General features: G+C 47.4%; 15 protein-coding genes. 1 reads left to right on the top strand and 14 read right to left on the bottom strand.

Annotation, left to right across the window (positions count from 1 at the left end; genetic code table 11):
- Positions 1–596 precede the first annotated feature (596 nt).
- The 11 genes from Q0614_RS01880 to groES form a co-directional block, all read right to left on the bottom strand.
- Complete coding sequence (locus Q0614_RS01880; protein WP_298786138.1) at positions 597–1,622, bottom strand: SEL1-like repeat protein; 1,026 nt, start codon at positions 1,620–1,622, stop codon at positions 597–599.
- Positions 1,623–1,752: 130 nt separating this feature from the next.
- Complete coding sequence (locus Q0614_RS01875; protein ID WP_298786136.1) at positions 1,753–3,834, bottom strand: RNA degradosome polyphosphate kinase; 2,082 nt, start codon at positions 3,832–3,834, stop codon at positions 1,753–1,755.
- Between the two features lie 113 nt (positions 3,835–3,947).
- Positions 3,948–4,733, bottom strand: a complete 786-nt coding sequence (locus Q0614_RS01870) for a tetratricopeptide repeat protein (protein ID WP_298786134.1) — start codon at positions 4,731–4,733, stop codon at positions 3,948–3,950.
- A 175-nt stretch (positions 4,734–4,908) separates the two neighbouring features.
- A complete protein-coding gene (locus Q0614_RS01865; protein ID WP_298786132.1) occupies positions 4,909–5,448 on the bottom strand; it encodes a hypothetical protein in 540 nt (179 codons plus the stop codon).
- Positions 5,435–5,986, bottom strand: coding sequence for a hypothetical protein (locus Q0614_RS01860; protein WP_298786130.1), 552 nt, complete (start codon positions 5,984–5,986; stop codon positions 5,435–5,437). The genes Q0614_RS01865 and Q0614_RS01860 overlap by 14 nt, the downstream gene beginning before the upstream one ends.
- Before the next feature lie 387 nt (positions 5,987–6,373).
- Positions 6,374–8,566: a hypothetical protein gene (locus Q0614_RS01855; RefSeq protein ID WP_298786128.1), complete on the bottom strand. Its 2,193-nt coding sequence runs from the start codon at positions 8,564–8,566 to the stop codon at positions 6,374–6,376.
- On the bottom strand, positions 8,520–10,577 hold the full coding sequence (locus Q0614_RS01850; RefSeq protein ID WP_298786126.1) for a replicative DNA helicase: 2,058 nt from the start codon (positions 10,575–10,577) through the stop codon (positions 8,520–8,522). The genes Q0614_RS01855 and Q0614_RS01850 overlap by 47 nt, the downstream gene beginning before the upstream one ends.
- A gap of 1,045 nt (positions 10,578–11,622) precedes the next feature.
- Complete coding sequence (ispG, locus tag Q0614_RS01845) at positions 11,623–12,690, bottom strand: flavodoxin-dependent (E)-4-hydroxy-3-methylbut-2-enyl-diphosphate synthase (RefSeq protein WP_005871706.1); 1,068 nt, start codon at positions 12,688–12,690, stop codon at positions 11,623–11,625.
- A gap of 632 nt (positions 12,691–13,322) precedes the next feature.
- Positions 13,323–14,360: a hypothetical protein gene (locus tag Q0614_RS01840; RefSeq protein ID WP_298786124.1), complete on the bottom strand. Its 1,038-nt coding sequence runs from the start codon at positions 14,358–14,360 to the stop codon at positions 13,323–13,325.
- Positions 14,361–14,951: 591 nt separating this feature from the next.
- A complete protein-coding gene (gene groL / locus Q0614_RS01835; RefSeq protein ID WP_295151473.1) occupies positions 14,952–16,589 on the bottom strand; it encodes a chaperonin GroEL in 1,638 nt (545 codons plus the stop codon).
- Between the two features lie 12 nt (positions 16,590–16,601).
- Positions 16,602–16,865: a co-chaperone GroES gene (groES, locus tag Q0614_RS01830; RefSeq protein ID WP_295151472.1), complete on the bottom strand. Its 264-nt coding sequence runs from the start codon at positions 16,863–16,865 to the stop codon at positions 16,602–16,604.
- Between the two features lie 206 nt (positions 16,866–17,071).
- On the opposite strand from groES, the gene Q0614_RS01825 reads away from it, so the two are divergent.
- The gene (locus tag Q0614_RS01825; RefSeq protein WP_298786122.1) at positions 17,072–19,318 is read left to right on the top strand and encodes a hypothetical protein; all 2,247 of its coding nucleotides are present in this window, start codon (positions 17,072–17,074) and stop codon (positions 19,316–19,318) included.
- A gap of 384 nt (positions 19,319–19,702) precedes the next feature.
- Here the strand turns inward: Q0614_RS01825 and Q0614_RS01820 are convergent, their stop codons facing one another.
- The 3 genes from Q0614_RS01820 to Q0614_RS01810 form a co-directional block, all read right to left on the bottom strand.
- The gene (locus tag Q0614_RS01820) at positions 19,703–20,338 is read right to left on the bottom strand and encodes a hypothetical protein (protein ID WP_298786118.1); all 636 of its coding nucleotides are present in this window, start codon (positions 20,336–20,338) and stop codon (positions 19,703–19,705) included.
- Positions 20,339–20,390: 52 nt separating this feature from the next.
- Complete coding sequence (locus Q0614_RS01815; RefSeq protein WP_298786115.1) at positions 20,391–21,020, bottom strand: hypothetical protein; 630 nt, start codon at positions 21,018–21,020, stop codon at positions 20,391–20,393.
- A gap of 133 nt (positions 21,021–21,153) precedes the next feature.
- Complete coding sequence (locus Q0614_RS01810; RefSeq protein WP_298786113.1) at positions 21,154–21,597, bottom strand: GatB/YqeY domain-containing protein; 444 nt, start codon at positions 21,595–21,597, stop codon at positions 21,154–21,156.
- Between the last annotated feature and the right edge of the window lie 128 nt (positions 21,598–21,725).

Raw genomic sequence — 21,725 nt, 5'->3', positions numbered from 1 at the left:
CGCTTTCTACGTTTCCCGTAACATTGATCTGCCCTAAATTTTGGGAGCCACCTTCGCTATCATCCTGTGCAGCTAAAGTGACCGCGCATAAACAAAGCGCTCCCGCCGCTGCAATGGAAAACCTAAATAAGCTCATTTTGATCCTTTTATAATACTATTTCTCATAGGCGTTATTAAAAATAGCAATATATTAGTGAAAAATTCTTTAAATTTAAATTAAAAAGAATTTATTTATCATTTATAGTTATAAAATTTAATTAAATTTAAAGAATTCCTAGGCTTACGCCTTTATCTCTTAAATTTACATTTTTTAAAATTACAAATTTTTACTTTAAATTTAAAAGTATTTTCATGAAATACATGCGATGAGATAGTGAGTAAATTTTAAGATTTTAACTTGAGAAATTTTAAAATTTTATCATAAGTGAGCGGAATTTTATCTACGCGTAGTATATAGCTGGCATCATGGCAGATTAGTATTTCTAGGAAGCTGCGCCTAAGATAATTTATAAAATTTAGAATTTTAAAATTCTAAAAAATTGATAGCTCGCTGATTGCGTAGCCTTGTTCGTGCGCAAGCATGCAAGCTTCACGGATTAAGGCGCGCTCGGTGCGATACCGTGTTTATCATCGATGAGTTCCGCTTCGTTTAATTGCTTGTATTCGTCGCAGCCGATCTGCTCTGCTAAATCGCATGCTTTCCCGTAAAATTCTTTTGCTAAGGATCTATCTTGTTTAATGTGCCATCCATTTTTGTATAAATCCCCGAGATAACTACACGAGTCTGCATCCCCGCTCTCGCAAGTATTTTTAAGCAAATTTAGCCCGCTTTGATATAGGCTTTCTGCTTTTTGGTAATTGCCTGCTTTGTATAAGTCTCCCAGAATCAAGCACGCCGCTGCCCTGCCACCATCACAAGCCTTCTGGTATAAATCCGCAGCCTTTTTGAAATCCTTCTCTACGCCCCTACCATCTATATATAGATCCGCTAGGCGCTGGCACTCATATAGGCTGCCTTCATCGCATTTCTTTTGATTTATTTGAGCTTTCTTTTGGTACAAAACAGCCGCTTTTTTATATAAGCTCTCCGACTTTTGCAAGTCCTGCTCGACCTTGTCGCCGTTTTTATATAAATATGCAAGGTTATTGCACATATCTGCATCACCGTTATCGCAAATCATTTGACGCAAAACCATAGCCTTGTGCTTGTCTCTTGGGACGCCGATACCGGATTCGTATGAAATTGCAAGCAAATTGCACGAAAACATATTGCCGCCGTCACAAGCCTTTTGATGCAGGCTCGCCGCCTTTTGATAATCTTGTCTAACGCCATAGCCTTCAAAGTATAGTCCTGCAAGCTCATAGCAACCGGTCATATCTCCGTCATCGCAGGCTTTTTGATAAAAATTCGCCGCTTTTTGATAGTTTTGAGTGACGTTCCTGCCGAATCGATATAAGTTTCCAAGCCTATAGCAACTTCGCGTATCTCCACCGTCGCAGCTGCGCTGCCACATTTTTATCGCTTTAGAATAATCGCCGTCCTTATAGAGCTTATCCGCGTCTTCAAAGACTCCACCCATGCAAAACATAGCTATAACGGCTAGATAAAGATATCTTTTCATTTAATCCCTTTAAAATTTCCGTAAATCTACTCGCGCATTCACGGTGTAAAATTCTGCATTTAATATTTTATGATCTCGGTTTGCGCGTGGGCTTAGCACATAGCTAGCCCTAGCAGAACCGAGACCGCGCCTAGCTCTCCTTCAAAAGCTTGGTTAGCGCCGTGCCGCTTTCGTCATGCTTGCGGATATTTTTATAAATTTTATTGAAATAAATTTCTAAAAATTCCTGATCGTCGATTTTCTCTTCGCCCTTTTTCGGCACGATCTTTCGGTACTCGCCGCTGCTTTGTAGCTCGAATGCAAGCTCATTGTCGCTTAGCTGAAGCTTTAAAATTTCTTTGAGCTTGTTTTGCAGATTTTCGTTGTAAATCGGGCTCATCAGCTCCAGTCTGCGCTCTAAATTTCGCGGCATCCAATCCGCGCTCGCGATGTATAGGCTGGGCTGCGCGTGCGCGAAATAAAAAATTCTAGCGTGCTCTAGGTATTTGCCGACGATCGAGATCACGCGGATATTTTCGCTAACGCCCTTAAGCGCGGGGCGCAAGCAGCAGATGCCGCGCACGATGAGATCGATCTTCACGCCCGCGGCGCTTGCTTTATACAGCGCCTTGATCATATCGCCGTCGACAAGAGCGTTCATCTTAGCGATGATCCTGCCGGCAGAGCCTTTTTTCTCCTCGTTTTTTATCATCGCAAGGAGTCGCTCTTTGATCTGCATCGGCGACATAGAGAGGTTGTCGAGCTTGCGGTTTTTGTTGTAGCCCGAGAGGATGTGGAAGAAATTCGTCGTGTCCTTATCGAAGCGGTCGCCGCAGGTAAAAAAGCTCACGTCGGTGTAAATTTTAGCGCTCGAGCCATTGTAGTTGCCCGTGCCTAAGTGGATATAAAATTTTAGCTTGCCGTCCTCTTTTTTGATGATCTGAGTTACCTTGGCGTGGACTTTAAAGCCCGTGATACCATAGATGACGTGCGCGCCGGCGTCTTCGAGCGCCTTCGCCCAGTGCAGGTTGTTTTCCTCATCAAATCTCGCCTTAAGCTCTACCATCACCGTTACCTGCTTGCCGTCGCTTGCGGCCTCGATCAGGCTCTGAACGATCGGGGAGTTTTTCTCCACCCGGTACAGCGTCATACGGATCGAGATGACTTTCGGATCCTTGGCGGCCTCTTTGATGAGCTTTTGGACAGGATCGAAGCTCTCGTAAGGATGGATCAGCAGGATATCCTCCTTCTCCATCGCGCTCATAACGGAGGTATTTTCGTTAAAGGGGGGCAGCGTCTTTGGCAGATACTGAGGATGGGCTAGAAAGGAAAAATCCTTATTGGAGGCGATCTCCCAAAGCCCGTCCAGCGTAAGCGGCACGGCGCATTCATATATATCTTTGTAAAAAATTTTAAGATGAGAATTTAGAAATTCTAAAAGCTCGGCATCGGCGTCCTTTTCGATCTGAAGCCGTACGAAAGCCCCCTTGCGGCGCAGCTTAAGCCCTGCTTCCAGGATCATCATAAAATCGTCCGCTTCCTCCTCTTCGATTACGATATCTGCGTTTCGCGTGACGCGGAAGGCTGCGGAGCTGATGAGCTTGTAGCCCGGGAAAATTTCCTCCGCATGGCGCTTTACGATGGTGCCGATCGGCACGTAGGTGTTTTGTGCGACCTGTACGAAGCGCGGAATCACGCGCGGAATTCTAATCATCCCGAAATGCACCGACTCAGGCGCGCCCTCGTCGCAGAGCTTGACTGCGAGGGAGAAGCTGAGATTATTTAGATGCGGGAAAGGATGGGTCGCATCCACTGCGATCGGGACGATTACGGGCATTATCTGCGAGAAAAAAAATTCGTCCGCTACCGGCTTTAGCTCGGGCTGTAGCTCGTCGTAGCTTTTGATAAAAAGCCCGTTTTTGCAAAGCTCCTTTTGGATGCCGAAATACTGCTGCTCAAGCTCGGTTTGTTCGTTTCTTAAATAGGAGCGGATCGCGCGCAGCTGCTCAAGAGGCGTCATCTCATCGTCCCCGCTGGTTATAACGCCGGCGGTAAAAAGCTGCTTCAAGCCCGCCACGCGGATCATATAAAATTCGTCTAAATTCGTGCTGTAAATCGCTAGAAATTTTAATTTTTCAATTAGCGGGATATCCTTTTTGCATTGTTCCAGCACGCGGGTATTGAAGCGTAGCCAGCTTAGCTCGCGGTTTATAAAATTATTTTGTGTTTGCATAAAAACTCCTTTTTGAATATTAATTCTAAGATTATAGCCCAATTAAGATTAAATTTTAAAGTCCGAATTTCATGAGCTTGCAAGTGGGGCAATTTAGTATTTAAAATTCTGCCCTAATTTCCTATTGCTCCTAAATCCTTGCACATTTGCGCATTGCCGTCTTTGCAGCCCAGCTTTAAATACCGCCTCAAATATAAAATTTGCTCTTTCTCCTCCTCGCTCATATCAAGCACCCATTTGCACGCCTCCTTTATATTGCCCCTGTCGCAAGCCTTTTTGCAAAAATTTTTGCCTTCATTTTTATCTACTTTAGCCCACAACAGTAGTCTGTAAGCGTAGCACGAAGGGTAATGCTCTCCGTTACAGCCGATTTCATAAAATTTCGTAACCTCGTTTATATCTTTGTCCTCTCTGTTTAACGATGTGGCAAAGTGCCCGCATCCTGCGGGATTTCCTGCATCGCAGGATTTTTTAAAATACTCTTTTGCCACAAGCTCATCCTTTTTTACGCCCTCGCCGTAAAAATATAAAAGCCCGTAATCGTCGCAAAATTTCGCGTCTAGTTCGCAAGCTCTTTCGTAATATGTCTTGATTTTCGCGTGTTTTTCATCCAAAGACGTAAGCGAATGCGCTCGCCCCATAAAAATGCAACCCTTGGCATATCCCAAACTACATGATTTTTCAAAAAATTCTAATGCCAAATCATCGTTTTTTCGTGTGCAAGATCTATTATTTAGAATTAAAGCCGCCAAATAGCATGCTTCGCCGTCGCCGCTACCGCATTTCTTTAAATTTAAATCGTAAGTATCGCACGCAGGCGCTCCTAGAGAATAAATTTCGCTTACGCTCGCGGCTTTCAACAACAGAGCCGATACGAGTATAAAAAATAGCGCTTTCATTTCAGCCTTCGTAAACAATATAAATTTAAATCAGAAAGCGACGTAAATTTTATCTCTTTGCTAGCGGCTGCGCTTTGGTTACGCCCTGCTGCGGCTTGCGTTATTAAAGGAGCCAAAATTACGGGATAGAATTCTTTTATTATCGCTCTTTGCCCTTCTTTGGATTTGCCATCTTTTACTCCTTTGTTGAATTTGCGTTGTATTTATCAGTTATTTCTTTAAATGCTTCTAGCGCACACTTTACGGGATCGTGTTCCTCCTCATCTCGTAAGCAGTTTTCTAAAGCTACCTTTAACGCGCAAGACTTTAGTTTAAATATTCTTTCTTCTTCCAAACGTTCTGAATACTTTTCGCAAGCTATAGTGTAGTTCATTACAGCCTTTTTAATGTTGCCTCTTAAACCTATGTCTTGTGTTCCAAGAGCAAAACAAGACTCCGCAATACCCGCCTTGCAAGATTTTCCATAAGGAGTGATAGAAGCTTCACGCATACCAAGCTTAGGACCTAATATATAACCAAGATCCGAGCATCCGATCATATCTCCGCCATCGCATTTTTTAGATAAAATTTCTATTAGTTTAGTACACGAACTATATTTGCCGTTTCCTTTATCGCATTCGTTATAAAGATTTTCCTCTTCAGCCGTAGGCTTATCCGCTATTGCGATAGAAGCTAAAAATATCATAGAATAAAATGCAAAATTAATTTTCCCCATATAATTTCCTTTCGACACCTTCAAAAATAATTTTACCTTTTTTTATAGGGTTACACTCTTTGTCTTTTAGGCAAGCTTTCAGTTCCTCGATATTTTTGCAAACTATATCTCTATCTTTAAGATCGCTATTACAAACTTTTTCAAGGCTTTTGATTGCTGTTTGCATATTACCGTTTAGATATATATTTATTAGCGTACCCAATATAAAACAGTGATATGTACTATCAGCATCACACAGCTTAATCAGATATTTCGTAGCTTCCTCTATTCGGCGTAATGATAGTAAAAGCTCACTCTGTGTAGCACACGAGCGCATATCGCCGTTCTCGCACTCTTTAGATAAAATTTCAACGAGTTTATTGCACGATCCATATTTTCCGTCACCGTAATCGCAGGATTTAAAAAGCGCTCTTTGCTCTTCGTTATTAAAATCCTCCAACTTTATCAAGCCTGTTAAAGGCGATTGTGCCGCAGCGGGGATGGCTACAAATGCCGTTATAAACGCAAATAACGAAATTTTAAGATAGAATTTTTTCATTAGCACTCCTTGTTTTAAGCGGCGATTATATATAAAAATTTTTAGCTGGCTCTTAAATTTAAAGGGTGCGGCGGCGCGATAAGTGCGCCGTAATCCCACCCGCCTGCGCTTAAATGAAATTTTAAAATTTAGCCGCTGTCGTGCAAGCCTCGCGCACGCAAATTCCTCAATCCGCTGCTAAATTTTACTCGCAACGGGTCTAAATCTCGCCGCATGTTCACGTAGGATAAAATTTTATAAATTCAAAAACCCGCTGCGCTGCTTGTTTTGCGCCGCTAATTTTGTCGCCGCTAGTTTTGCTAACGTTTCGTACCTGCCGAACTGCCTACCGAACCACCCATTTTGATGCACGCCGCCCGCTACGCACGAAAGCTCATAATCCGCCGCCTACTTCCCATCTAAATTTAAAATTTCACTCGAAATTTCATCTATCGTCGCGTTGAAATCCTCCGCCAGTGCGCGCTTTAGCTCCTCTTTCGCCGCCATCATATCGCGCACGATCGCAGCTTCAAACTCCTCTCGATTGAGCGCCTCGTCGCCCTTGGCAAACGCAAAATCCAGCCCAAACCACGTAGCTACGGCAAACGCAGGCACGCATACCACCGCGCCCGGGCCGCACACGAGCCCCGCGCTACCGCTAGTCGCGCTGGCGCCCGCCTTGGTAAGGGTTTTCGCGCCCGTTTTAGCCGCAGTTTTAGCGAGGCTCTTGCTTATCAGCTTTGCGCCCAGCACGCCGCCCAGCGCCCCCAGCCCCGTCCCGCTCGCGCGATACGCCTTGCTTTTTAGGCTGAAGCTCTGCGTGACGTTAAGATCAATTTTCGCACCATATTTTTTGAGCGTAAAATTCAGCGAGCTCTCATAATTTTTGACGTTTGCCGCAGCGATTTTAGCGATGTTTTCGCCAAAATCTTTCGGGAAGCTCTCGCTTACGAAGCCCGCAAATTTCTCATTCAGATACGCCCCCGCGTCATCGTCCCACACGCCGTGCCACAGCACCAGATAATCGCTTAGAAACGAGTAATTGAAATCCGCCATTTTCTGCGCGCTAAGCCTCGCGCCCTCGTCGTAAACGGCGTCGATGTAGCTATTCAGCGCGGATGCGGCGTTTGCCTCCGCGGCGAAGCGCGTGGCGTTTAGCTCGCCTCTTAGAACGTCCGCCTCGCGCGCGCTTAAGATCAGCCGCTCGCCGCTTTGCAGCACGATCTGCACGCTCGTCTCGACCGCGCTTTTAGGATGTGCGCCCTCCGCTCCGCTGCCTACCGTGCGCGTCTGCGCGGCGCAGATCAAACACAGCGTGACGTAGGCAAGCGCGAAGATCGTGCCGCTAAAGCGCCCTATTTTGGGCGCGGACGTGGCTCGCGGCGCAAAAAGCACGAAGGCGCAAAGATGCAAAATCGCGCAGTAAAAGAGGAAATCGCCCGCGCAGATCAGAAACAAAAGAGCGATTTTCAGCGCACTAGGGCTCTGCGACAGCGCCAGATCAAACAGCGCGTTTTTATAAAATTTCAAAGCGTAAATTTCATTTAGCAGGGCGGATTTGAAGTGCGCTTGCGGCGCGGTAGATTTTAAAATTTCAAAAATTTCAGGGATTGATGCGGAGCTTGTCGCGGAATTTTTAGCGGAACTGTCGGCGGCCATGCTCGGTGCGGCGGGACTTGGAGCTAAATTTAAATTTTGCGCTGCGGCGGAGCTAGTCGTAGAATTTTTAGCGTTGATTTGCGGTACGGCAGCGGTATTTGCCTTGGAATTTGCAGCCGAGGCGTGCACCGCCCTGACAGAATCCGCTTTAAAATTTACGGGCGAAGCGGTAGGATTTTTGACAGCGTCCGGCACGGACTTGACGGCATTATCGGCCTCGGAATTTTCGATAACTATGGCGACGTTGTTCGCGACGGAATTTTTAGCGGATTTAGAGGTATTATCTGCTGCTAAATTTCCGACGGGCGCAGAAGCGTCATTTGTCGCGAAATTTCCCACGGATGCGGTAGCGCTGACGGGCGGAGTAAAATTTATCGCGGAATTTTGAGAGTGCGCGGTAGTATCTGCGCCGTCCGCAAACCGCAAATAGGCTAAATTTATAGCGAAATTTACCGCTACGGCAAGCGCGGCGAGCAGCAAAATACTAAGTTTGAGCGATAAAATTCTGGGATTTTTAATCTCTTTTAGACTGAGCTTCAGCACCGCCAGGCGCATCAGAGCAAGAGCTGCAGGCAGTGCCGCGAGCGTCGCGAATAGCTCCGCGCCGCGCAGATCCGCTATGCCTAGCGCCAAAGTGGCACTTAAGAGGATCGCGCCCGCGAAGGCAAAAACCCCGCTTATGAGCCTACCCCTAAAAATTTTAATCAAAGTCCCGCTGCTGCGAAATAGCGCCGCATTGGCGCGCTGCTTCGCCTCGTAAAAAAAGCTAAATAGCACCTGAAATAACGCATAAGCCCAAAACGCCGCCAGCGCGCAAAAGCCTGCGTCACTGAAATCCTGCGCGTAAAGTGCGAAACAAAAAACGCTAACGATCAGCGCGAGCCTAAGCGCTATTTCACAGATCCAGCGGCGCGTCGTCGTCATCGAGCCTGTTTGCCTCATTGATCTTTGGAATACCCATCTCTTCGATATTTAAAGGCGGCGCGGGTTTAAATTTTGCCTCGTCCTCTTGCGGTTCAAAAGGCGGCTCATCGCACTCGCCTCTTTCAAAACACGCAGCGTCCTCTTGCCGTGCGTTATTTGAGCCTTGCGATGTGTCTTTTACGCCTCGCGGAATGCCCGCTAAATTTTTATGTGCGCTTTTTGTTTCTGGTGCGACACTGCCCGCTCTTGCATCATCTAAATTTTGCCCCTTAAATTCTTGCTTTTGCGGTGCGCGCTGCGCCTCTGCCAAACCATGCTCTGCGCTAAATTTAGACTCGCCGTCTATCTCCTCGCCGTCCTGCCCGCTGCTTTGGCCGAAGCTAGGCATCTCGTCAAAATCGATATTTACCCCGGAATTTCGAGCACCAGCAGAACTTTCGTTTAAACTTATGACACTATTTTGCGCTTCGTTAAAACTCTCCGCGCCGTTAAAGCTTTGCGCTAAATTCTGTTGCAAATTCTGCGCCGCATCTGTATTCGGCATATCTAGGCGCGCCGCAGCGGGCTCCTCAAAGCCCTGATCTTGCAGCTGCGAGACGTAGTCGAGATTGTCGTTTTCATTAAAGATCGCGCTCTCGCTGGGCTCGCCGCCGAAACTCGTATCGACGAAGCGGGTAAATCTGCCCTGAAAGCCCACCTCGATCGTCCTGCCCGCCTCGCCCGAGCGGTTTTTGCCGACGATGATTTCGGCTTTTTCCTGATAGTCGTTGCGCCTAAACACGGGTTCGCCCGCGTCCTTGCCCTCGGCCTCCAGCCGCGAAATGCGCTCGCGCTCCATCTGCTCTTTATAAACCTCGTCGCGATAGACGAAAAGTATGATGTCGGCGTCCTGCTCGATCGCGCCGCTTTCGCGCAGATCGCTTAGCATCGGGCGTTTGTTCGAGCGCGCCTCGAGCGAGCGGTTTAGCTGCGATAGCGCGATGATCGGGATGTTTAGCTCGCGCGCTAAGAGCTTGAGCCCGCGTGAAATTTCGGCGATTTGCAGGTGGCGCTCGGAGTAGTTGCTCGTGCTCGTCATAAGTCCGATGTAATCGATCACACAAAGCTCGATATTGGCGTCTGCGGATTTGAGCTTGCGCAGCTGGGTGCGGACTTGGTGGATGTTCACGTAGCCGCTGTCATAGACGAAAAGCGGCATATTTAGCACCGCATCGCAAGCGTCGTTGAAGCGCGTCCAGTCGTCGTCGCTGAGCTTGGCGCTCATTATGTCGCTTAGCGGGATCGAGCTAAGCGCGCTTAGTATGCGATACATCAGCTGCACGGAGGGCATCTCGAGCGAGAAAAATACGACGCCCTTGCCGCTTTGCAGCGTTTTCATCATCAAATTTAACGCAAAAGCGGTCTTGCCCATGCCGGGGCGGGCGGCGATTATGATGAGCTCGCCCGGCTTTAGCCCCTTCGTGCAGTCGTTTAAGAAGCGAAAGCCGGTATCCAGCCCCACGAGCTCCGAGCCTGCGAGCGCCTTTTGGCGTTTCAGCTCCTCTACCACGTCGGCGATGATCTCGTGCGATTTTTTGATGCCGCCGTGGCGCTCCTCGTCGATGAGCTCGTAAATTTTAGAGCTGATTTTATCGGCGGTGTCTTTGCTGCGCACGGCTTCGTTTACCATCGAAGGGATCTCGTGCGCGACCTTGATTAGCGAGCGCTTGATCGATTTTTCGCGCAGCTCGAGCGCGTATTTTGGGGCATCGACCACGCCGCTAGTGGCTACGACCTCGGTAAATGCGCCATCGTCGTAGCGCTCGGCTAGCCATTTTTTAACGAAACTCGGCGCGATCGGCTCATTGTGCGAGGAACATTTGACGATCGCCTCGTAGATATCGGCGTGCGGCTTGTAGAAAAAATCGCCGACCGAGATTATCTCGCTCAGCTCGCCGTATGCGTCCTCGTTTTGCAAAAGCGAGCTTAAAATCGCGCGCTCCATATCCAGATCGTATAAATTTGCAGGCACATTCTGCTTCGTTGCCATCGCTTCCCCTCGTTTCGCGCGCTTTTGCGCGTCTAAATTTTAAGCTCTATAAAATCGTAAATTTAATCCGCAGCCCCGGTTCGGCGCTTTTGAAAACCGATGCGGCTTTGAACGCTCGTAGCGGCCTTGGAACTATCGCGGCTTTGAAAATTTCGCGCCTCCAAAAGCCCGCAAGGCTCGGAGCCTAGCAACCCAAAACCTCGCTAGATCAAACAGCTTGCGATCTTGAAAGCTCGCGCGATTTTGAAACCGCGGCGCTTTTGAAACTTAATGCTTCCGAAAGCCACGCGATTTTAAGCCGCTACGCTCTTATGCCGCACACACCGCGGCGATTTGAGACTGCGTCCAAAGGCTGCCGCGGCGGATTTAAAATTTTGAAATTTCATAGAGCTTGAAATTTCGCTAGGGCTTAGAATTTTTTAAAATTTTAAGCCCGCCTATTAAAATTTAGCGCCCCCGGCTCGGGCATTAAATTTTGCGCCCGAGCTGCGGCGAGCGAACCTTTCTAAACTTAAACCGAGCGTCGCGATCTGAAATTTTTCAAATGCCTTAAACAATGAGCCAAATGCCGCGGCATTTAAATTTAACGCTCGCTCGCTGTTTCGCAAACGGTGCGTCCGTCACGCTAAATTTAATGCGGCCCGACTCCCGCGCCGTGCCTTGAAATTTTACGCCGCTGAGCTCTATGGTTTAAAATTTTACGTATCGAAATTTCACGCCGCAAATTTAGCACCGAATCGCGAGGCTCAAATTTTAAAATAAAATTTCACAGCGAATTGCAAAGTTAAAATTTCAAACCCAAAATTTAAAAACAAAATTCCAGAGTTAAAATTTAAATCCGGAATTCCAAGCCGCATTCCCAAAGACTCAAATTTAAAAGCGCTGCCTCAGAATTAAATTTTAAAATTTTACGCCAAGACACGCTGTATTGATGAGCCTAAACGAACCGCAGTGAGTCCAGCGCGCTGAAACGCCGAGCCGCGAGGCTGAGCCGCGCGCCGTAGCGGCTTTTAACCGCTTTAACCGGCTAGACGCTCCGCAGCTCTCACGCTCCTTCGCGAGCCCGCACCTCGTCCTCGACCTCTTGCAAAAACCGCTCCACAAGCTTGCTCTCATCGAGTTTAGCGACCACCTCGCCGTGGCGCATCACGATGCCGCGCCCGTTGCCGAACGCGATCGCCACGTCCGCGCCCTTCGCCTCGCCGATCGCATTTACGACGCAGCCCATGACGCTGATATTTAGCGGCGTTTTGATATGCGCAGTTTTTTCTTCGACGATTTTGATCGCGCTTAGCAGGTCGCTTTGCAAACGCCCGCAGGTAGGGCACGAGATGATATTGACCCCGCTTTTTTGCACGCCCGCGTCCTGTAGGATCGCGCGCGCGACGCGGATCTCCTCCTCAAGCTCGCCCGTGATGCTCACGCGCATCGTATCGCCGATCCCCTCCATTAGAAGCGTACCAAGCGCGATCGCGCTCTTGATGCTCGCGTGAAATTTCGTCCCCGCCTCAGTCACGCCCAGATGAAAAGGATACTCGCATAGCGGGCGCAGCGCGCGATACGCAGCCACCGTGCTCGGCGCATCCGAAGTTTTAAGCGAGATCGCAATGTCGCTAAAGTCCTCATCCTGCAGCAGCGCGGCGTTATACAGCGCGCTTTGCACCATCGCCTCCACGCTGCGGCCGTATTTTTGCTCAAACTGCTCCTCCAAAGAGCCCAAATTTACGCCGATACGGATAGGCAGGCTGCGAGCTTTGCACGCGCGCACGACCTCTTTGATACGCTCCTTGCCGCCGATATTGCCGGGATTGATGCGGATGGCATCGACAAACTCCGCGACCTGCAGCGCCAAGCGAAAATTAAAATGGATGTCCGCTACGATGGGAAGCGGCGAGCTTTTTTTGATCCGCGCGAGCGCGTCCGCATCCTGCTTATCAAGCACCGCGCAGCGCACGATGTCGCAGCCCGCGAAATACAGGCGGTTTATCTGCTCTAGCGTGCCCTCCACATCCTTCGTTTTAGAAAAGCTCATCGACTGCACGGAGATGGGCGCGCCGCCGCCGATTTTGACGGAGCCGACAGAGATTTGGCGGGTCGGATAGCGATTTTTCAAATTTAAGCCTTTAGAATTTTTTGCGCTATTTTATTCAAAACGGGGTTAAAATTTAATAATTCGCGTTTGCCAGCCGCCGTAGAATTTTGCCTGCAAAATTTCACTCGCTAAATTTTACTTTTACGCTTGCAAAAAATTTCATTTCGCCGCGAAATTTGAGCGAATAAAGTCTATAAAATTCCGCCATCTAATAAAATTCTAAAAATTCCAGCAACAAGCGAAACTCTACAAAATTTTGATGGCAAGCGAAATTTAATAAACCACGTAGCCAAGCAAAATTCCGCAAACTTAGCAGGCAAGCGAAGTCCTGCGACATAAAATTACAAAATTAAGCTTTTGAAATTTCCGCGAAATTTTACCCACAGTATCGTCGCAGCGCTCACTCGCGCAAAACGAGTGCAGTATGGTTTATCCTAGCAGCGCGGCATGCAGCCGTGAAATTCAAAGCAAGTAGATGAAATATGAACATTCTATCTTTAATTGCAGCATTAGGGCATTGTTTCGCACGGCGGCAAAGCCGAAAAAAACGTCAGCCGTTCGTGTTTTGCACACCGCGCCAGTATCGCGATCTTATAGAGGCAGCAAAATTTAAACCGCCTACGCATATAAATTGCGCCGGCGTGCCGCCTAGGCTAGCGCACTAGCTCCATATTCACCTTGACCCTGCTCATCTTGTCCTGCAGCATATCCATCACCGACTCATTGCGCGACGAAGCGTCATCCGTCGGGGCTTCGTGCTGCTGCCACTTACTTTTAGGCGCGGTGGGGCCCCACTGCGACGAAAATATCAGCCCGCGCTTTTTCTCGGTCTCAGGCGCAGGCTCGTAAGGCTGTGGAGCGGGCTTCGCCCAACGCTCATCATAACGCATCGCAGCACCTTGCCCTAGCGCATTACCCCGCTTTGGCGACGACATCTTACTAAGCGCGCTACCGCTAGGGCGCCCTATCGCACGGCTAGAGCGAGCAGATGTGGGAAGATAGGGCGCGCGGGCATTTTGACGAGCCGTATACTTCGTGGCACTCGAATGAGATGCAGCTGTATGCTCCATAGCGCCAGAACGAGTTGCACTATAGCCGTGGCGAGCTTGCGGCTGTGCAATTCGAGCCGTCATTAATTTGCGAGCTTGTGCGTCTACGATTTTGCCAGTCTGCTCATCCGCGCCTCCGTGAGTTTGCGCGCTTACGCTTCTCCGCATATCTGCGCCTCTGTAAGTTTGCTCCGTATCGCGAGCGCTTGGCGCCTCGTCCTCATAGATACGGGTCTTTGGCAAACGCATCAGCGTCGCGACTAGACTCTTACTAGCTTCATTCTGGCTGCTTGATTGATTGGCTGGGAGCCTAGATGCTTTATTTCTCACAGGATGCGATGCGGAATTTTGCCCAGGATTTTTAGTAAAATTTTTCGCACTTTTTTGCGTGAAATTTTTAGCGGAATTCCTAGATGCACGCGTATTTTTTGTGAGCTTGGAATTTGAAAGACTTTTAGCATTTGTAGGTTTTTTAGCAAGCGGCTCGGCAGGAGATTTTGCCGAGGTATTTTTACTCGAATGATCTTTAGCTCGCAGATTTTGAGATGAAATTTTAGATTTGTGGCTTTGCTGCGCGGCAAAAGTGCCAGAAAAGCTCGCCAAAATGAACGCAATTAAAAAAATACGAGCTAAATTTTTCATCGTTTTCCTTTCCATGGATTTTAGGCGAAATTTAGCAAAGCTTAGATTAAGCCGCGTTAAATTTAATGAGTGAGGCTATTAAATTTCAGCTCTAATTCCAAGCCGTATCGCCAAATAAAAACCTGGATAAAGGCTAAACTTCAAAAATTCCGCAGCTAGAATTCTGTTTGGCAATAGAATTTTATCACACTAAAAATATGACGCCACAGCAAATTTTATCTTGTAAGCGTTTAGGTGGGATAGTTGAAAATTTTAAAGTTTTAGAATTCTGCGCTTAGATTTTGAGCGGCAAGTCAGAATTTAAGGTAAAAAGTAAGCTCAGATAAAATTTTTAATTTTAAAGGATAATGCGGCAAAACCGTAAATTTGCGGTGAGATACGAAATTTATAAGATCATGCAGTGACTAAAAATCACACCGCTTAATCGCTAATTCATAATAAATCGCCGCGCCTTAGACATATCCAAAACGCGGCACATCTCATTTTACGGCGCATAGCAAAAGCATCGCCGCAAAGGCATTGCGGGGGCACCGTAAAATCTCACCACGCCGTTGCAATGGCATAGGAGCGCCGAATGACGCTCCTATGGGACTACATCATTCCGCCCATGCCACCCATGCCGCCCATATCAGGCATTGGAGGCATTGCAGGTTTCTCCTCTTTGATCTCGCTTACGGTCGCTTCGGTCGTTAGAAGTAGGCTTGCGACGGAGACCGCATTTTGAAGCGCGATGCGCTCAACCTTGACTGGATCGATGATACCTGCCTCAAACATATTGACGTACTCGCCGTTTGCGGCGTTGAAGCCAAATTTTTTGTCTGAGCCCTGCTCGACCTTATTTGCTACGACACCTGCGTCAAATCCCGCATTCTCTGCGATCTGGCGAAGCGGAGCGAAAAGCGCGCGCTTAACGATGTCTGCACCGATAAGCTCGTCGCCGCTTAGGGCTAGTTTTACGCTAAGTCCAGCTCTGATTAGCGCAGCGCCGCCGCCGATTACGATACCCTCGTCTACGGCTGCTTTGGTTGCGTTTAGAGCATCGTCCACGCGGTCTTTTTTCTCTTTCATCTCGGTTTCGGTCGCAGCGCCCACCTTGATGACCGCGACGCCGCCGCTAAGCTTGGCCATGCGCTCTTGAAGCTTCTCTTTGTCGTAATCACTCGTAGTCTCGGCTATTTGAGCTTTGATCTGCGAAACGCGCGCGTCGATATCTTTTTTCTTGCCCGCGCCACCTACGATAGTGGTGTTATCTTTGTCGATCACGATGCGCTCGGCTTGTCCAAGATCAGCCATGGAGGCGCTTTCTAGCGTTCTGCCAAGCTCTTCACTGATGACGGTGCCACCCGTTAAAATCGCGATATCTTCAAGCATCGCCTTTCTGCGATCGCCAAATCCAGGGGCTTTGACCGCAGAGATGTTTAGCACGCCGCGAAGTTTATTTACGACCAAGGTCGCAAGCGCCTCGCCCTCGATATCCTCGGCGATGATTAGAAGCGGTTTGCCGCTTTTTTGAACCTGCTCCAAAACCGGAAGTAGATCTTTTAAATTTGTAATTTTTTTGTCAAATAGAAGCACTAGCGGCGAGCTTAGCTCGACTAGCATTTTCTCGGCATTTGTAATGAAATATGGGCTTAGATAGCCGCGGTCAAACTGCATTCCCTCGACTACGTTTAACTCATCGTTAATAGATTTTGCCTCTTCTACCGTGATAACGCCGTCCTTGCCGACTCTTTCCATAGCGTCTGCGATCAGATCGCCCACCGCGCTGTCGTTATTAGCAGAGATCGTAGCAACCTGAGCGATCTCTTTTTTGCCACTTACTTTTTTAGAGGATTTTTTTAGCTCCTCAATAACCGCAGCGCTAAATTTATCCATACCGCGCTTAACTTCGATCGGATTTGCGCCCGCAGTTACGTTGCGTAGGCCCTCTTTAAAGATCGCGTGAGCTAGCACGGTTGCTGTAGTAGTGCCGTCGCCTGCCTGATCGTTGGTCTTACTCGCTACTTCGCGCACCAAAGAAGCGCCCATATTCTCTAGCGTATCTTTTAGCTCAATCTCTTTAGCGACGGTTACGCCGTCTTTTGTGATCGCCGGAGCGCCGAAGCTCTTTTGGATTAAGACATTGCGACCGCGAGGTCCCATCGTAACTTTTACAGCGTCGTTTAGCTTCCTAACGCCCGCGTAAAGCTTGTTTCTTGCGTCGTCTGAAAAAATAATCTCTTTTGCCATTTTCAATCCTTTTTATTTAATTATGCCTAAAACGTCTTCTAAATTTAAGATAAGAAATTTCTTATCATCTAAGCTAATCTCGCTGCCTGCGTATTTTGCAAACGCTACGGTATCGCCATTTTTGACGCCTTCACATTCGCTGCCGACGGCTACGATTTTGCCGGTCGAAGGCTTCTCTTTTGAAGCATTGTCGGGGATGATGATGCCCGAAGCGGTCTTTTTGGTCTCCTCCTCGCGCTCGATTAGAACGCGCTTGCCAAGTGGTTGAAATTTCATTTCAGTCCTTTCTTTGATTTGTGATTTTCTAAAATTGGCACTCAATGTGTTTGAGTGCTAAGATTATATGCAAAATTTATATTCTTGTCAATAGTTTATGAAAAATTTTTATAGAACTTTAGTGATTTAAACTCAAGTATTGAGATTTCAAACGTTAAATTTTAAGGGCTATAATACCCTCAAATTTTAAATTTTAAGGGGACGAAATGAAAATTTTCGGCATAATCGCAGGAATTTTAATCCTGCTTATCGTAGGCGCAGGCTGCCTATTTTTCAGCGATTTTGGCAACAATCTCACCAAGCCTTACGTAGAAAATTTGATCAAAGAAAAAAGCGGCCTTGACGTGAAGCTTGAGAAATTCGATCTAAATTTCGGCGATCTGGACATCAGCGCCAACGTAAATGACGCTGCGAACGTAAACGTAAAGGGCAAATACTCGCTTTTTGCGCGCTCTTTCGATCTTAACTACGACGCAAATGCGCACGATCTAGCCAAACTCGGCATAAAAATGGACGAAGGGCTAAGCCTTAAGGGGCAAATTTTAGGCGATCTTGGCAAATTCGGCATCAACGGCAGCGGGCGGATTTTTGATAGCAACGTAAAATTTTTAGCAAATTTAAAAGACCTCAAACCGCTTGATCTGCAAATCGACGCTAAGAGCCTAAACGTCGAAAAAGCTTTTGCCGTGGCTTCTCTGCCAATCTACGCCAAAGGAAATATCGATGTGCTCTCGGACATCAAGGCTAGCGGCGGCGGCGCAGAGGGCAACGCAAGCATCAAGAGTTCAAATTTGATCCTAAACGAATCTGCGTTTAAAGATATGAATATCTCCATCCCAAAGGGCGTGCAGATCACGCTAAACTCGGACATCACGGCGCAAAATGACGTCCTGCGAGCAGCAAGCAAAATTGATTCGACGCTGGGCAAGATCAGCGCCGAAAAATCGGAATTTAATCTGAAAAGCAAAATTTTAAACTCTGATTTTAATCTGAATTTGCCCGATTTAGCGAAGCTCGAAAGCCTTATCGGGCGCAAAATTTCAGGCGACGTTAAAGCAAACGGAAATTTAAAGACCGATTTTTCTACGCTTGAGCTTTCAAACTCGCAAATTTCAGCATTTAAAGACGCGCTTAAAGCGGATGCGGAGGCTAAATACGATCTGAAAAACAAAAACGGCGAGCTGTCCGCAAAGCTAAACGCAAACGATCTAGCCGCGCTGCAAAACGTCCTGGGAGTGAAGCTGCAAGGCAAAGCAAACGGCGAGCTTAGCGCGGCTTTAGCGCAAAATGAGCTTAAAAATCTAAACTTAAATCTAAACGCGATGGGCGGCAACCTGAATGCGAGCGGAAATTTAAGCGATCTAAAGCTTAAGGCGAGCAATCTAAATCTGGCCGTGCTTTCGGCTCTGTTTTACGGCAGCGCGATCGGAAACGGCACGATAAACGGCGATGCGAAGTTAAGCTTAAAGGACGGTATCAACGGCACGGCGCAAATTTCGCTTGCTAACGGTGTGATTTTTAAGAAATTTTTAGACGGCGCGACGGGCAAGAACTTCCCGAATGATCTAAAAGCGGACGCGCAGGCGCAGACAAATATCAAAAACTCAGTCGCGACCTTTAGCGCTAGCGCAAACTCCGATCTGGCGCAGCTTCAGAGCCTAAACGGCACTTATGAGCTTAAAAACAAAGCGCTTAAGGCAAACTACGCGCTGCTGATCCCGAGTCTGCAGCGACTAGAATTTTTCTTAAATCGCAGACTAAACGGCAAGATTGCTGCGACGGGCGAGCTTTCGCATGACGGCAAGAGTCTGTTTGCGACCATAAATTCCAAGGTCGCGGGCGGTGAGCTGAACGGACAGATCGCGGGCGATGAGGCAAATTGTAAAATCCAAAATTTTATCGTCAAAGAGCTTACGACGCTTCTAAATATCGATCACGTCTACGACGGCACGGGCAATGCAAATCTTACGTATAATACAAACTCGCACAGCGGCAAATTCGACGCGATCATCAACAACGGCCGCCTTCCTAGCGGCGGATTGATCGATAAAATCGGCAAAATTTTAGGCCGCGATCTAGGCGGCGAGGTCTATAACGACGCCAAAGTAAACGGCACGATCAAGCAGAATTTAATTAATTTCAACGCCGATATGAGCGCGCAAAAAAGCAAGCTAAACGTAACGGACGGCACGCTGGATAGTAAAACGGGCGCGATTTCGGTGCCGGTTAAGGCAAACATCGAAAAAACCGATCTTGAAATAAACATCACCGGCACGATTAAAGAGCCGAAATACAATATCCAATCGGACTATCTAAAGGGCAAACTCGACAAGCAGATCGGCAAGGGCATCGACAAGCTTTTCGGCGTGAAAAAGGATGATAATAGCAGCAAAAACGACGCGAAAAAGGAGCAATCAGACGCGATTAAAGGGCTGATAAATGGGCTATTTTAGCCCATTCGCTCCCATTTGGCGTTTGGAATTTTATGGATACTGCTAAACGAGCGCGAGATTTGAAATTTTGAAATTTTGAAATCTCGCGCAGTTTAAATTTTAAAATTTCACGCAGTTTAAATTTAAAATTTAGCGCTAGCTGGCGCAGCTAGAGCCGCAAAATTTCAAAACTCGGCGCACGCTATTTATCAAAATTTTAAATCTCGTTTCGGTCTGTATTTTAATAGCGCTTCAAATTTAACACTGCAAATTTATCCTGCTCGCGCCGCTATCTGCGATAAATTACGCAGCGCAAGCCTAGCGCCTTTTAAAATGCTTCGTATCAATACTGCGTGCCGTGTTTTCAGGTTATCCGATGCTAATTAAAATTTCGCAGCGCAATGTTTATTGCAGTTGGCGCCATGCTTGATAAAATTTACCCGCCATAATCGCAAGAAAAATGAGCGTCAAAGCTCCAAATATCATAGCTGTAAATTTATCATCCGTCGTAGCGTATTTGTCATATCTGAATTTCATCAGATACTCGCGCTGCGGTGGGTCGACGCTCGCATTATAATCCAAAAATAAAACCTGATACGCCGTGCCGCGACCCTGAAACGGAAACGGACGGCTTTGATACCAAGCTTTAACTCGCTTGCCTTCCAGCCATTCGTATGCGATTAGCGAGATAGAAGGCTTGATATTTACGCCTTGCCACTCGTCCGCTCCTGAGCGCTTAAAATTAGCTTCAACAATTGCCGCATTGAGCAAAATTTTATTTTTATAAAAAGAGGTTAAGTTATCCGTATCGCCATTTAAAAAGACTTTGATAAATTTGCGCTCATCCGTAAAAATCTGCATATATTCGCGCCCATCATCGCTTCTGACATCCATGATTATTCCATTTGCGATTTTCAGATCGTCTAAGCTTTTCGGATTCAAGCTAAAAAGAAATCCGTACCACATCGCCGCCAAATAAAATGCGATCATAAATAGATCGAACTTGCGATCTAAGTTATACCAAATTTCGCCGAGCTTCATCGATCATTACATTGTAAGTTTCGCTGCAAGATACGCAATTCCACGGCTTTTATTATCGCGGGCTATGCTGCATCGCAAGCGCCTCCATCGCCCCGACGGGCAGAAATAGCACTACGCCCACGATTACCACTGGTATAGCCACGATGATGCCTAGCGTATCCAACAGGGCGTTGCCCTCGCAGCGTTCAGGCCTAACCTCGATGTTTGCGGCTATCGGGGAGCGCAGCCTATCGCTTGGCTTCATTATTTCGTTAAGATTTTTGATCTGCACTACTCGCGCATCAAAGTTAAAAATAACCTCGATCTCGCCTTTTTTCTCATCGATTTCGATGCGGTTCGCTAGAGCTTTGATTTTGGCGACATCTGCACCAGCTGCGGAATTCAAAAATGCACTGAAGCTGCCGCGCGCCTCGCCGTTTTTAGCATCGGTTACTTCGATTTGCACAAACTCGCGCTTAAGCCCCTTGGCGTACCCGCCATCGTAAAATTCCGAGATATTCTTAAGCGACGAGCCGTTCGTTAGGACATAGCTGAGTTTCTCGCCTACGATGTATTCCTTGCCATCGTTTATGAAAAATGCCGTAATCTTTTCGGGCGTTTCATTCGCTCCGGGCACTACGTTTTGTTTGCACTGGCATCCCACAAGCAGGACAGCTAGTAAAACCGCGATAAATTTTTTCATGATGATCCTTTAAAATTTTAAATTAGCGTATGAATTCCGCAGCCAAAGCTCTATCTCAAAAAATTTCAACAGCGAAATTTTACGTCGATACAATTTAGCCGCAGCCGGACTTAAATTTAACTCCAAACGTAGGCTACTTCAGTGCCGCTTTGACTGCATCGCTTAGGCGCTTACCGTCCACGCTTGAGCCGAGCGCTTCTTTGGCGGCTTTCATCACGCGCCCCATATCCTTTGCGCCGCTAGCGCCGAGCTGCGCGATTAGCGAGCCGACGCGCGCTTCAAGCTCGGCATCGCCTAGCTGCGCGGGCAGATAAGACGCGATGATCTCGATCTCGCCCTGCTCTTTTTGCGCCAAATCGTCGCGACCGCCCGCGCGATACTGCTGCACGGAGTCGTTTCGGCGCTTGATCTCGCTTTGAAGTATACTAAAGACGCGCTCGTCGCTAAGGCTGATGCGCTCGTCCACCTCGACCTGCTTAAGCGCGGCGTTAAGCATCCGCAGGCTGTCTCTGCGGAAGTGATCGCCGCTTTTCATCGCCGTTTTAATGTCTTCTAAAATTTGCTCTCGCACACCCATTTTTCGCTCCTTTAGATTGAAATTTCGGCGGTAATTGTAGCAAATTTAAAATTTGGCTCGGGTAAATTTAAAGGGATGAAATTTTAAAATTTTAAAGATTTAGAGTGATTTGCGGCTAAATTTAAAAC

Source organism: uncultured Campylobacter sp. (genome assembly GCF_937997595.1).
Classification (GTDB): domain Bacteria; phylum Campylobacterota; class Campylobacteria; order Campylobacterales; family Campylobacteraceae; genus Campylobacter_B.
The sequence above is the reverse complement of the archived record's forward strand: the minus strand, read 5'-3'. Positions and strand labels throughout refer to the sequence as shown.